Origin of the sequence: Aquincola tertiaricarbonis (assembly GCF_000969605.1) — a bacterium.
GTDB lineage: Bacteria > Pseudomonadota > Gammaproteobacteria > Burkholderiales > Burkholderiaceae_C > Aquincola > Aquincola tertiaricarbonis.
Genome location: NZ_JZUE01000025.1, coordinates 25,468 through 37,651, shown reverse-complemented (window position 1 = coordinate 37,651; position 12,184 = coordinate 25,468). Strand labels below are relative to the sequence as shown.

The window sequence follows — 12,184 nt, the reverse complement described above, 5'->3', positions numbered from 1 at the left end:
GATGGGTGCGGCACCATCCTTCGCTTTCGAGTCGTCAACGGCCTGCAGTGGCGGGCAGGCCGTGCAGGGCACGCAATCTGTTCGGCGCGCCTTCGAGCTGCTGCAGCTGGTGGCCGCACAGGGCGACGCCGGCGTGCGGCTGTCGCAGCTGGCGGGGCTGTCGGGCCTCGATCGCGGCACCGCCTACCGCATGCTGAGCTGCCTGGTGGAGCAGCAGTTCATCGACCGCGACGAACATCGGCTGTACCGTCTCGGGCCCGCGGCACTGCTGCTGGCTTCCACGCTGACGCAGCCGCTGCCGCTGCTGCAGCGCTTCGGCCCGGCTATGAAGCGGCTGGCCCGCCGTACCGGCGACACCGTCTTCCTGATGATGCGCGAGGGCGACCATGTGCACTGCGCCCACCGGGAAGACGGCCCCAGCCCGATCCGAATCCTGTCGACCGTGATCGGCCAGCGCCGGCTGCTGGGCACCGGCACCGGCGGTATCGCCATACTCGGGCTGCTGGGGCGCGACGAGCTGCTGGCGCTGCACCGCCGCCATGCAACGCGTTATGCGGAGATGGGGCTGGAGGCCGAGCGCCTGTTGAAGGAGGCGGAGCAGGCGCGCCGCCAGGCCCATGCCTTCACGATGAACAACCTGGAGGTGGGCATCGGCGGCGTGGGCATGGCGTTTCGCATCGCGCGGCTGGGCATCGGGGCCATCAGCGTGGCGTCCATCGCGGCCAAACTGACGCCACAGCGCCACCGCGAACTGGTGATGCTGATCGGCGACGAGCTGCGGCAGATCGAGGTGGAGATGGCCACGGCCGAGCAGCCTGCATGAAGCCGCCCGCGCCGCAGGCAGCCGCGCGGGCGTGAGGGCTCGTCCACAGGTTCTCACGGCCGCAGCGGCCGGAAGAAGGCGCGGATCTCCTCGGCCAGCGCCTGCGGCTGCTCCATCGCCGCGAAGTGCCCGCCGCGCGGCATCGGCTGCCAGCGCTGCAGGTTGCTGAAGGTGCGTGCGGCCAGGCTGCGCGGTGGCCGCACGATCTCCGCCGGAAACTCTGCATAACCCGTGGGCACGTCCACCGTGGCGCCGTCGGGCACCGGCCAGCCATCGCGCCGGCGTGCGTAGTAAGGCCAGAACGACGAGCCGATGGCGCCGGTGAACCAGTACAGCGAGATGTCGGCCAGCAGTTCGTCATGGCTGAACACGCTATCGATGTCGCCCCCGCAATCCGACCAGGCGCGGAACTTCTCGCTGATCCACGCCGCCAGCCCCACCGGTGAGTCGGTGAGTGCATAGGCCAGCGTCTGCGGCCGGGTCGATTGCTGCGCGCTGTAGCCGGTTTCCTCGGCCAGCCAGCGCTGCAGCGCGGCGTGGTACTGCCGCTCTTCTTCCGTCGTGCCGGACACGTGCGACGGGTCGCGCGGTATCGGCATCAGGTTCAGGTGGATGCCGTGCAGCAGCGGTGCATGGGCATAACCCAGCCGCGCGGCCACCGAGGCACCCCAGTCGCCGCCCTGCGCGCCGAAGCGCGGGTAGCCCAGCACCTCGGTCATCAGCGTGGCCAGGCAGTCGGCCATGCCGTCGATGCCCAGCCGGCGCTGCCCGGGCCTGAACGAGAGGCCATAACCCGGCAGGCTGGGCGCCACCACGGTGAAGGCATCGGCCGCATCGCCGCCGAAGCGCGAGGGTTGCGTCAGCAGCGGCAGCAGCCGCATGAACTCGAACACCGAGCCCGGCCAGCCGTGCAGCAGCAGCATCGGCCGCGGCCCTTCGCCGGCGGCCTGCAGCCAATGCAACTCGATGTCGTCGATGCGGCCCGTGAATTGCGGCCACGCATTGAGCCGGGCCTCCTGGGCGCGCCAGTCGAAGCCGCCTTGCCAATGCGCCACCAGCGATTGCAGCCAGGCCTTGTCGGTGCCGCTGGACCACGGCGGCTCGCCGGGCGGCTCGTCGGGCCAGCGGGTTTCGGCCAGGCGCTGCTGCAGCGCCTGCAGTTTCGGCTGCGGCACCTGCAGCACGAAGGGGCGGGGATGACCATGCATGCCTGCATTGCAAGCGCTGCGGTGCGGCCGCCGACTCGGTGTTTTCCACTGATCACATCGTGAACCGATTGCGCGATCGCCGTTGGCCGATGGCAGCCGCGCCTGAACACTGAAGGCGTTCGATCAGACATCTTCCAACGACACAGGAGACAGCGATGCAACGAACTGCCTGGGGCCGCGCAGCGGCTGCCGTATTGACTCTGGGGCTGACGGCGGCTGCCGCGCAAGCGCAGACCGCGGTGAAGATCGGCTGCCTGCTGCCGCTGACCGGCGGCTCGGCGTCCGTGGGCAACCAGCTGCGCGTGGGCATTGCCGCCGCGGCCGAGCAGATCAACAAGGCCGGTGGCATCAAGTCGATGGGCGGCGCCACGCTCAACGTGCTGTTCGCCGACTCGCAATCGAAGGCTGACGTGGGCGTGTCGGAAACCGAACGCCTGATCAAGAGCGAAAACGTCTCGGTGATGTGCGGTGCCTTCAACAGCGCGGTGACCTTCCCGTCGACCGAAGTGGCCGAGCGCAACAAGACGCCGTGGATCGTCGCCAGCGCGGTGAAGGACGAGATCACCGAGCGCAACTTCAAGTACACCTTCCGCCCCAACAACAAGGCCTCGTTCGACTCGCGTGAAGTGATCGACGGCCTGGCGCTGCTGAAGAAGGAGACAGGCAAGGGCCCGTCGCGCATCGCGTTGTTCTATGAGGGCTCGGACTGGGGCCGCTCCTTCGCGGCCAGCATCAAGAAGCTGGGCACGCAGCAGAACTACGAGGTGGTGTTCGACGAGGCCGCGCCGCCGCACCAGACCGACTTCACCTCGCAGCTGCTGAAGATCCGCGGCTCGAAGCCGGATGCGCTCATCGTCGCCTTCTACACACCCGACCAGCTGCTGCTGACCAAGCAGCTGGCCGAGCAGCGGCTGGAGCTGCCCTACGGCCTGTGGTCGGGCGGCGGCGGCACCGAGGATCCGTCGTTCTACAAGGCGGTCGATCCGAAGCTGGTGGCCTACTACTTCGTGCAGGAGGACTACCAGATCGACATCCTGGAAGTGAACCCGCAGCCCGCTTACGTGGAGCTGGACAAGAAGACGCAGGCCGCGCTCGGCCACGGCCTGAACGCGTACGTCGCGCAGGGCTTCTCCAACGTCTACGTGATCGCCGATGCGCTGGAGCGTGCGAAGAGCGCCGACCGCGACAAAATCCGCGACGCGCTGGCCGCCACCGACATCACCAGCGGCCCGGCGCTGATCACCGGCTACCAGCGCATCAAGTTCGACGAGCAGGGCCAGAACACCCATGCCCACGGCGTGATCTCCGAGAACATCGCCGGCAAGCGCCGCACGGTGTGGCCGGCGGAAAGCCGCGCCAAGGACACCAAGCCGGTGTGGCCGGTGCCGGCCTGGTCCAAGCGCTGAGCAGCGGCTGACGAACGCGGCTGCGGAGAACTGCCTTGGACAGCTACATCCTCACCTACTCGGCGCTGAACGGCGTGCTGATCGGCGCCATGTACGGCGGCATCGCGCTGGGCCTGAGCCTGATCTTCGGCGTGCTGCGCATCGTCAACTTCGCGCACGGCTCGTTCCTGATGCTGTCGATGTACATCGCCTTCTGGCTGCACCACTGGCTGGGCTTCGATCCGTACGTGTCGGCGCTGGTGGCGGTGCCGGTGATGTTCGGCCTGGGCTATGCGGTGCAGGCCACCATCATCGCGCCGCTGATCCGCCGGGAGCGCGCGCTGGTGGTCGAGCCGATCAGCGCGCTGCTGCTGACCGCGGGTGTCTACATCGTGATCGACAACCTGGCGCTGATGGCCTTCGGAGCCAACGTGCGCTCGGTGCCGTCGAGCATCCAGCAGACCACGATCAGCCTGGGCGACTACCCGCTCAACACCTTCCGCGTGGTGGGCTGCGTCGCCTCAATCGCCATCGCCGGTGCGCTGGCGCTGTGGCTGGCCCGCACCGACATGGGCCGCGCCATCCGCGCCACCGCGCAGAACCGCGACGGCGCGGCGATGTCGGGCATCAACGTGAGCCAGGTTTACAACACCACCTTCGGCCTGGGCTGCGCCATCGTGGGCGCCATGGGCTGCCTGCTGGCGCCCTTCATCCCGCTGACGCCCAGCGTGGGGCTGAGCTTCGGCATCAAGTCCTTCATCGTGGTGGTGCTGGGCGGCATCGGCAGCATCGCCGGCTCGCTGGTGGGGGGGCTGGTGATCGGCGTGTTCGAGTCGGTGGCGGCGCAGTTCGTCACCACGCCCACGGCGTCCATCTTCTCGCTGGCCCTGTTCATCCTGATCCTGCTGCTGCGGCCGCAGGGGCTGATGGGCAAGCGCTGAGGTACCGCGCATGAACACGACGACGATCAAGACGGCCGCGCCGCTGGCGCCCGCGCGCAACGGCGCCGGCATGCGCTACACGCTGGCCTGGGGCGTGGTGCTGGTGATGGCCCTGCTGCTGCCGCTGCTGGTGCGCAACGACTATTGGCTGCACTCGGTGATCATGGTGCTGTACTTCGCCTACCTGGCCAGCGCCTGGAACCTGGTGTGCGGCTATGTGGGCCAGGTGTCCTTCGGGCATTCGGTGTTCAGCGGCGTGGGCGGCTACATCTCAGTCACGTTGCTCACGCATGCCGGCATGTCACCCTGGCTGGGCATGCTGGTGGGGGCGCTGGCCGCGGCCGTGCTGGCGGTGGCCATCGGCTACCCGACCATGCGGCTGAAGGGCCCGTACTTCGCGCTGACCACCATCGCGGTGGCCGAGATCATCCGCATCTGGTTTGAGAACACCGACGCCGTGTTCGGCATCGCCATCAAGGGCTCGCAGGGGCTGACGGTGCCGCTGGTGGGCACCAGCTGGGCGGCGATGCAGTTCGAGAGCAAGGTGCCCTACTACTACATCATGCTGGCGATGCTGCTGCTGGTGATGGGCATCACCGCCTGGATGGAGCGCAGCCGGCTGGGCGTGTGCCTGAAGGCCATCCGCGGCGACCGCGATGCGGCCGAATCGCTGGGCATCAACCCCACGCGCTACTACCTGGCCGCATTCGCGCTCAGCGCCTTCATGACCGCGCTGGGCGGCACCTTCTACGCGCAGTTCATCCGCTTCATCAACCCGGAGCGCAACATGGGCGTGGAGCTGTCCATCGACATGGCGCTGATGAGCATCATCGGTGGCCAGGGCACGGTGCTGGGGCCGGTGATCGGCGCCTTCTTCCTCACGCCGGTGTCGGAGGTGCTGCGCAGCGAGCTGGGCGGCCAGCTGGTGGGCCTGCACCTGGTGATCTACGGCCTGGTGTTGATCCTGGCGGTGCTGTACCTGCCCAAGGGGCTGCTGGTGCCGCTGTCGCGCTGGGCGCGGCGGCTGATCGGGGGGGCTGCACGATGACCAGCGACGTGCTGCTCTCGGTGGAAGGCCTGGCAAAGCGCTACGGCGGCCTGCAGGCGGTGAAGGACCTGAGCTTCAGCCTGCGGCGCGGCGAGATCCTCGGCCTGCTCGGCCCCAACGGCGCGGGCAAGACCACCGCCTTCAACATGATCGCCGGCTTCGTACGGGCCGATGCCGGCCGCATCGTGTTCGAAGGCCGCGACATCGCCGGCCGCAAGCCCTGGGAGGTGTGCGCCGCGGGCATCGCGCGCACCTTCCAGCTGTCCCGGCCCTTCGGCGGCATGACGGTGCGCGAGAACCTGGTGGTCGGCCACCTTGAGAAGACACGCGACCGCGCCGCCAGCCAGCGCCAGGCCGACGAGCTGATCGAGTTTTTGTCGATGCAGGCGCTGGCCGGTACCGATGCCGAGCTGCTGACGGCCTTCGATCGCCGCAAGGTGGAGCTGGGCCGCGCGCTGTCCACCCAGCCTTCATTGCTGCTGATGGACGAGGTGGTGGCCGGGGCCACGCCGCAGGAGGCGCAGACCATGGTCGGCCTGGTCAAGCAGGTGCGCGACCGCGGCGTAACGGTGCTGATCATCGAGCACGTGATGAAGGTGATCATGGGCCTGTCCGACCGCGTGATCGTGATGCACCACGGCGAGCTGATCGCCGACGGCCCGCCCGAAGCCGTGGTGCGACAGCCCGACGTGCTCAAGGCCTACTTCGGAGACGACTATGTCGACGCCGCTGCTTGAGGTGGCCGGCCTGCGCGCCGGTTATGGCGACGTGACGGTGCTGCGCGGCATCGACTTGGTGGTCGAGCGCGGCCAGATGGTGGCGCTGATCGGCGCCAACGGCGCAGGCAAGACGACGCTGCTGCGCACGGTCTCCGGTCTGGTGCGGGCCACCGGCGGCGAAGTGCGGCTCGATGGCGTGGCGCTGCAGGGCTTGGCTGCGCACCGCGTGGTGGAGGCGGGCTTCGTTCAGTCGCCCGAGGGCAAGCAGCTGTTCACCGACATGTCGGTGCAGGAGAACCTGCTGGTGGGCGCGCACAACCCACGCGCCAGGGCGTTGCGCGAGCGCACGCTGGCCGAGGTGCTCGACATCTTCCCCATCCTGGCCGAGCGGCGTGCGCAGCGGGCGGGCACCTTGTCGGGCGGCCAGCAGCAGATGGTGGCGGTGGGCCGGGCGCTGATGGCCAAGCCCAAGCTGCTGGCACTGGACGAGCCGTCGCTGGGCCTAGCGCCCATCATGGCCGACCGCCTGTTCGAGTCGATCGGCCGCATCCGAGCGCTGGGCATCTCGGTGCTGGTCATCGAGCAGAACGTCTTCAAGGTGCTGCAGATGGCCGACCACGGCTACGTGATGGAGAACGGCGTCATCGGGATGTCGGGCTCGGGCAGCGACCTGCTGCGCAACGAGAAGCTGCGCAGCAGCTACCTCGGACTGTGATGCAAACGGCAACCAAAGAGGGAGGCAAGGGCATGGACATGACGACCGGTGCCAGTGCGGCCACGCTGGCCTCGCTGCGCGAACGGGCGCTGCGGCTGCGGCGCCACATGGTCACGCAGGCGCGTGGCAAGGGGCAGGGCTACCTGGGCCAGGGGCTGGGCATCGCCGACTTCCTGGCGGTGCTGTACTTCCACGAGTTCATGCCCCAGGACGTGGACTTCAAGCGCACCGACCGCCAGCGCTTCTACCTGTCCACCGGCCACTACTCCATCGCGCTGTGGGCGGTTCTGGCCGAGCTGGGTGTGATCGGCCTCGACGATCTGGCCAGCTACGGAGCCGACGGCAGCCCGCTGGAGATGAGCACGATGGAAGGCCGGCTGCCCGGCATCGAGATGACCGGCGGCTCGCTGGGCCACGGCCTGGGCATCGCTGTGGGTGCAGCGCTGGGCTACCGGCTCGATGGCCGGCGCGCGGCCATCCACGTGGAGATCTCCGACGGTGAGCTGCAGGAGGGTTCCACCTGGGAAGCGGCCAGCGCCGGTGGTGCCTTCAAGCTGGACAACCTGGTGTGCTGGATCGACTGCAACGGCATCCAGGCCGACGGCCCGCTGGTGGTGCCGGTGGATCCGGTGACCGAGCGCTTCCACGCCTTCGGCTGGGACACGCACGAGATCGACGGCAACGACGTGTCGCAGCTGGTGACGGCCTTTGCCTGGGCGCGCGAGCGGCGCGGCCGGCCCAAGGCGGTGGTGCTGCGCACCAAGCCCGGCAAGGGCGTGCCGCGGCTCGAGACACGTGACCGCGCGCACTTCATCCGCATCGACGAACAGGAATGGGACGCCGTCTCGCGTGAACTGGAGGAACAGCATGGCTGACACCGTGGCAAGCCGGCCCGCGGGCCGCACGCTCGGCATGGGCGAATCGGAGGCCGTGGTGGGCCGCGCTTCGCAGTTCGCGCCGTTTTCGCAAGGCCTGCTGCGCGCGGCCCAAAAGCATCCCGAGCTGGTGGTGCTGACCGCCGACCTCGGCAAATACACCGACGTGCACGACTTCCGGCGCGAGCACCCTGAGCGCTTCTTCAACGTCGGCATGGCCGAGCAGGCCTTGACGATGGTGGCGGCCGGCCTGTCGAAGGTGGGCAAGGTGGCCTACTGCACCACCTACGGCACCTTCGCCAGCCGCAGGGCCTACGACTTCATCGCCATCGCATGTGCCCACAGCCACGAGAACGTGAAGGTGTTCGCCGGCAACCCGGGCCTGGCCTCGGGTTATGGCGGCACGCACCAGGCCATCGAGGACCTGGCGCTGATGCGCTCCATCCCCAACCTGACGGTGCTCGACCCGGCCGACGCCACCGAGATGGCGCAGGTGGCCGAGATGGCCGCCGACCTGCCCGGCACGCTGTACTGCCGGCTGCTGCGGGCGCAGGTGCCAGTGGTGTTCGACCCGGCCACGCACCGGCTGCAGATCGGCCGCGGCCATGTGGTGGGGCAGGGCGGGCGCATCGGCTTCGTGTCCACCGGCATCATGACCGAGCGCTGCCTGGACGCGAAGGCGCATTTCGATGCCCACGGCCAGCCGTCGGCGGTGTTCCACAGCGCCACCATCAAGCCCTTCGACACCGAAGGCCTGCTGCGGTTCGCGGCCACGGTAGACCGCATCGTGGTGGCGGAGAACCATGTGGCGATGGGCGGCCTGGCCAGCCTGGTGGTGGATGCGCTGTACGAAGCCGGCATGCACAAGCCGCTGCTCAAGATCGCCATCCCCGACCAGTTCATCGAATGCGGCTCGCAGGCCTGGTTGTACGACCGCTACGGCCTGAGCACCGCCCGCATCTGCGAGCGGGTGTCGGCATGGATCGGGGCCTGAAGCGATGACGCTGCAACGGCTTCCCGAGGGCATCCGCAGCTTCGGCGCGGCCCACCGCTACTACCAGGGCCCGGGGGCGCTGGCCATCGCAGGCGATGTAGTGCGCAGCCTGGGTACCGAGGCGCTGCTGGTATGCGACGGCGTGGTGCAGGCGATGCTGCAGCCCGCGCTCGGCCAGGCCTGCGAAGCGGCGGGCGTGCGGCTGCGCACCGTGATCGCCGAAGGCGAGGTGACGCATCCGACGGTGGACGGCTGCGTGGCGCAGGCGCGTGCGGCCGGCTTGCCGCCGCACGTCGTCATCGCCGCCGGCGGCGGCAAGGGCGTGGACACCGGCAAGGCGGTGGCCCGGCTGCTGGGCACGCCGCTGGTGGTGATCGCCACCGCCGCGTCCAACGACGGGCCGTGCAGCAAGAACTTCGTTTACTACGACGATGCGCACCGCATGCTGTCGGTGGAGCACCTGCCGCGCAACCCCGATGCGGTGATCGTCGACACCCGGCTGCTCGTCAAGGCGCCGCGGGTGCTGCTGCTGTCGGGCATCGGCGATGCGCTGGCCAAGCTGTACGAAGGCGACCAGTGCCGGCGCAGCGGTGCGCGGAATTCGTTCGGCGGCGTGTCGACCCTGGCGGCGGCCGAGATCGCCAAGGCCTGCGACCGCGTGATCCGCGCCGATGCGCTGGCCGCGCTGGCGGCGGCCGAGCGTGGCGAGCCCGACGCCGCCTTCGAGCGGCTGACCGAGGCGCTGGTGCTGCTGAGCGGCCTGGCCTTCGAGAACTCGGGCCTCTCGCTGGCCCATGCGATGACCCGCGGCCTGCCGCTGGCAGCGGGCGTCGGCCGTGCGCTGCACGGCCTGCAGGTGGCCTATGCGCTGCTGGTGCAGTGGGTGCTGGAAGAGCGCGCCGAAGCCTTTGTGCATGAGCAGCTGGCCTTCTACCGCGCGCTCGGCCTGCCCACGCACCTGCAGGCCCTCGGCGCCGGGGCGGTGGACGAGGCGCTGCTGCAGCGCATCGCCGCTGGCACGATGACCGCGCCGCACGTGCCCAACTTCCAGCGGCCGCTGGCCGCCCCTGACTTCGTTGCCGCCATGCGCACGCTCGAGCGCCTGGCCGCTGCCTGACCTGCTGCATCGGATCGTTTCATGACCAACACCTCTTCTCCCGTGGCCGTGATCACCGGCGGCGGCACCGGCCTGGGCCTGGCCACCGGCCTCGAACTGCGGGCCCGCGGCTACCGCGTGCTGGCGCTGGGCCTGGACACCGAGCCCGAGCTGGAAGGCAGCGGCATCACCTTCGAACGGATGGACATCACCGATGCCGCCGCCGTGCAGGCCGTGGCCATACGTGAGCCCGACGTGTCGGTGCTCGTCAATGCCGCGGGCGTGATCCTGCGCGAGGGGCGTGAGTTCACCATCGAAGGCTTCCGGCAGGTGGTGGACATCAACCTCAACGGCACGCAGCTGGCCTGCTTGGCGTTTCGCGAAGCATTGGCGCGGCAGCGCGGCGCGGTGCTCAACTTCGCGTCGATGTGGAGCTACTTCGGCTCGGCCCACAACCCGGCCTACACCGCCAGCAAGGGCGCGGTGGTGGCCTTGACCCGCTCTTTGGCGGTGGCCTTAGCGCCGCAGCACATCCGCGTCAATGCGGTGGCCCCGGGTTGGATCAAGACCCGCATGGCCGCCCCGGTGATGGCCGACCCGCTGCGCAGTGCCGCGGTGCTGCAGCGGCTGCCGGCCGGCATGATGGGCGAGCCGGCCGACGTGGCCAAGGCCGCGGCCTTCCTGCTGTCGGCCGATGCCCGCTACATCACCGGCGTGACGCTGCCCGTGGACGGCGGCTACAGCATCGCGTGAGCGGCCCGATGCACACCACGGCACCCGCCTTCGACACCCTGGCCAACGAGCTGCACGGCCTGACGGTGCCGGCCCTGTTGCGCCGGCGCGCGCAGCAGCAGCGCTTCCAGCTGGCGCTGTCGGCACCTTCGCACCGCGGCTACCGCGACCGGCTGAGCTACCTGCAGTTGGTGATCCGCATGGAGGCGATGGCCCGCTCGCTGCACGCCCGCGGCCTGCGGCCCGGCGGGCGCGTGGCGCTGCTGCTGGCCAACACCGCGGCGCGCGAAGGCGTGCTGACGGCCCTGGGCTGCTGGGCGCTGGGCGCCGCGGTGGCACCGCTGAACCTGCGTGCGTCGGACGACGAACTGCGCCATGCCTTCGACCTGGTGGCGCCCGACCTCGTGGTGACCACCGCGACTGCGGCCGACCGCCTGGCGCGGCTGTACCCGGCAGCCAGGCCGCTGCTGCTGGACGCGGCGCCCGGCAGCCCGGTGCAGTGGCCCGACCCCGAACACAGCTTCGATCCGCCGCTGCAAGACGTGCCGCCACCTCAGCCGGAAGACCTAAGCTGCCTGCTGTTCACCTCGGGCACCACCGCACGCTCGAAGGCGGTGATGCACAACCACCGCAGCCAGCTCTTCGCCGGCCTGGCGGTGGGCAGCGGCGTGGGCCTGACCCCTGGCGACACCTACCAGGGCGCCTGGCCCATCTTCACCAGCAGCGTGCTCAACATGGCGTGCATGGCCTCGTGGGTGCATGGCGCCGGCGTGGTGCTGGAAGAAGACACGCTGGACAACGCGGGCCGCCTGCGGCTGATCGAGACCGAAGGCACCAGCGTGTATCACGGCGTCACCGCGCCGCTGCACTTCATGATCGACGAGTACGCCCGCGGCGGTTATGACCTGTCGCGTGTGCGGCGGCTGGGTTACGGCGGCGCGGTGATGCCGGCCGAGTTGATCGCCAAGTTCCGCACCCGGCTGCCGTGGGTCGACCAGGTGCACATCTGGGGCATGACCGAGACCGGCCCGGCCGGCACCTTCCTGTCGCCGTGGTTCCTGCCGCGCAAGGCCGGCTGCATCGGCCAGCCGATGCCCGGCTGCGCGGTGCGCGTGATCGGCGACGACGGCCAGCCGCTGCCGGCCGGTGCGGTGGGCGAGATCGTGTTCGCCGGCCCCAGCGCCGCGCTGGGCTACCTGCGCAACCCGCAGGCCACCGCCGAGACCTTCGTCGACGGCTGGGTGCGCACCGGCGACATCGGCCGCATCGACGACGAAGGCCACCTGCACTTCGTCGACCGCAAGAAGGACATCATCAACCGCGGCGGCTTGAAGATCGCCTCGGCCGCCATCGAGGAAGTGCTGTACCGCTGTGCCGGCGTGGCCGACGCGGCGGTGGTGGCGGTGCCGCACCCCGGCCTGGGTGAGGACATCGCCGCCTGCGTGGTGCCGCGCGACGGCGTCACGCTGGACCTGGCGGCGCTGCAGGCCGCCTGCCTGCAGCAGCTGGCCGACTACCAGGTGCCGCGCCGCTGGCATGTGCTGGCCGCGCTGCCGCGCAACCCGATGGGCAAGGTGCTCAAGCGCGAGCTGCGCGACGACGTGCTGGGCCTGCCGCCCGCCGTGCTCACACCCCGTTGAAGGACACC

General features: G+C 69.7%; 12 protein-coding genes. 11 read left to right on the top strand and 1 reads right to left on the bottom strand.

Going from position 1 to position 12,184, the window contains the following annotated elements; translation table 11 throughout:
* Position 1 precedes the first annotated feature (1 nt).
* Positions 2-823 (top strand): IclR family transcriptional regulator, encoded by an 822-nt coding sequence (locus tag VO99_RS22670; protein ID WP_052736563.1) that lies wholly within the window; start codon positions 2-4, stop codon positions 821-823.
* A gap of 53 nt (positions 824-876) precedes the next feature.
* Here the strand turns inward: VO99_RS22670 and VO99_RS22665 are convergent, their stop codons facing one another.
* The gene (locus VO99_RS22665) at positions 877-2,031 is read right to left on the bottom strand and encodes an epoxide hydrolase family protein (RefSeq protein ID WP_046115216.1); all 1,155 of its coding nucleotides are present in this window, start codon (positions 2,029-2,031) and stop codon (positions 877-879) included.
* Between the two features lie 155 nt (positions 2,032-2,186).
* On the opposite strand from VO99_RS22665, the gene VO99_RS22660 reads away from it, so the two are divergent.
* The 10 genes from VO99_RS22660 to VO99_RS22615 are packed head-to-tail and all read left to right on the top strand — an operon-like array spanning position 2,187 to position 12,176.
* A complete protein-coding gene (locus tag VO99_RS22660) occupies positions 2,187-3,437 on the top strand; it encodes an ABC transporter substrate-binding protein (RefSeq protein WP_052736562.1) in 1,251 nt (416 codons plus the stop codon).
* Positions 3,438-3,472: 35 nt separating this feature from the next.
* The gene (locus VO99_RS22655) at positions 3,473-4,357 is read left to right on the top strand and encodes a branched-chain amino acid ABC transporter permease (protein ID WP_052736561.1); all 885 of its coding nucleotides are present in this window, start codon (positions 3,473-3,475) and stop codon (positions 4,355-4,357) included.
* A gap of 10 nt (positions 4,358-4,367) precedes the next feature.
* Complete coding sequence (locus VO99_RS22650) at positions 4,368-5,405, top strand: branched-chain amino acid ABC transporter permease (protein ID WP_232315477.1); 1,038 nt, start codon at positions 4,368-4,370, stop codon at positions 5,403-5,405.
* Complete coding sequence (locus VO99_RS22645) at positions 5,402-6,142, top strand: ABC transporter ATP-binding protein (protein WP_046115214.1); 741 nt, start codon at positions 5,402-5,404, stop codon at positions 6,140-6,142. Before VO99_RS22650 ends, VO99_RS22645 begins: the two co-directional genes overlap by 4 nt.
* Positions 6,123-6,839 (top strand): ABC transporter ATP-binding protein, encoded by a 717-nt coding sequence (locus VO99_RS22640; RefSeq protein ID WP_198157030.1) that lies wholly within the window; start codon positions 6,123-6,125, stop codon positions 6,837-6,839. The genes VO99_RS22645 and VO99_RS22640 overlap by 20 nt, the downstream gene beginning before the upstream one ends.
* 32 nt (positions 6,840-6,871) lie before the next feature.
* Positions 6,872-7,714, top strand: a complete 843-nt coding sequence (locus VO99_RS22635; RefSeq protein WP_046115213.1) for a transketolase — start codon at positions 6,872-6,874, stop codon at positions 7,712-7,714.
* Positions 7,707-8,708 (top strand): transketolase family protein, encoded by a 1,002-nt coding sequence (locus tag VO99_RS22630; protein WP_046115212.1) that lies wholly within the window; start codon positions 7,707-7,709, stop codon positions 8,706-8,708. Before VO99_RS22635 ends, VO99_RS22630 begins: the two co-directional genes overlap by 8 nt.
* Before the next feature lie 4 nt (positions 8,709-8,712).
* A complete protein-coding gene (locus VO99_RS22625) occupies positions 8,713-9,825 on the top strand; it encodes a glycerol dehydrogenase (RefSeq protein ID WP_046115211.1) in 1,113 nt (370 codons plus the stop codon).
* A gap of 21 nt (positions 9,826-9,846) precedes the next feature.
* A complete protein-coding gene (locus VO99_RS22620; protein ID WP_046115210.1) occupies positions 9,847-10,557 on the top strand; it encodes an SDR family NAD(P)-dependent oxidoreductase in 711 nt (236 codons plus the stop codon).
* An 8-nt stretch (positions 10,558-10,565) separates the two neighbouring features.
* Positions 10,566-12,176, top strand: coding sequence for a class I adenylate-forming enzyme family protein (locus VO99_RS22615; RefSeq protein ID WP_046115209.1), 1,611 nt, complete (start codon positions 10,566-10,568; stop codon positions 12,174-12,176).
* Positions 12,177-12,184: the final 8 nt, after the last annotated feature.

What these genes read in the sequence shown, in the direction of transcription:
- VO99_RS22665 (WP_046115216.1), bottom strand. Translation starts at nt 2,031, where the DNA reads ATGCATGGTCATCCCCGCCCCTTCGTGCTGCAGGTGCCGCAGCCGAAA.
- VO99_RS22630 (WP_046115212.1), top strand. Translation starts at nt 7,707, where the DNA reads ATGGCTGACACCGTGGCAAGCCGGCCCGCGGGCCGCACGCTCGGCATG.
- VO99_RS22670 (WP_052736563.1), top strand. Translation starts at nt 2, where the DNA reads ATGGGTGCGGCACCATCCTTCGCTTTCGAGTCGTCAACGGCCTGCAGT.
- VO99_RS22660 (WP_052736562.1), top strand. Translation starts at nt 2,187, where the DNA reads ATGCAACGAACTGCCTGGGGCCGCGCAGCGGCTGCCGTATTGACTCTG.
- VO99_RS22620 (WP_046115210.1), top strand. Translation starts at nt 9,847, where the DNA reads ATGACCAACACCTCTTCTCCCGTGGCCGTGATCACCGGCGGCGGCACC.
- VO99_RS22645 (WP_046115214.1), top strand. Translation starts at nt 5,402, where the DNA reads ATGACCAGCGACGTGCTGCTCTCGGTGGAAGGCCTGGCAAAGCGCTAC.
- VO99_RS22625 (WP_046115211.1), top strand. Translation starts at nt 8,713, where the DNA reads ATGACGCTGCAACGGCTTCCCGAGGGCATCCGCAGCTTCGGCGCGGCC.
- VO99_RS22635 (WP_046115213.1), top strand. Translation starts at nt 6,872, where the DNA reads ATGGACATGACGACCGGTGCCAGTGCGGCCACGCTGGCCTCGCTGCGC.
- VO99_RS22650 (WP_232315477.1), top strand. Translation starts at nt 4,368, where the DNA reads ATGAACACGACGACGATCAAGACGGCCGCGCCGCTGGCGCCCGCGCGC.
- VO99_RS22615 (WP_046115209.1), top strand. Translation starts at nt 10,566, where the DNA reads ATGCACACCACGGCACCCGCCTTCGACACCCTGGCCAACGAGCTGCAC.
- VO99_RS22640 (WP_198157030.1), top strand. Translation starts at nt 6,123, where the DNA reads ATGTCGACGCCGCTGCTTGAGGTGGCCGGCCTGCGCGCCGGTTATGGC.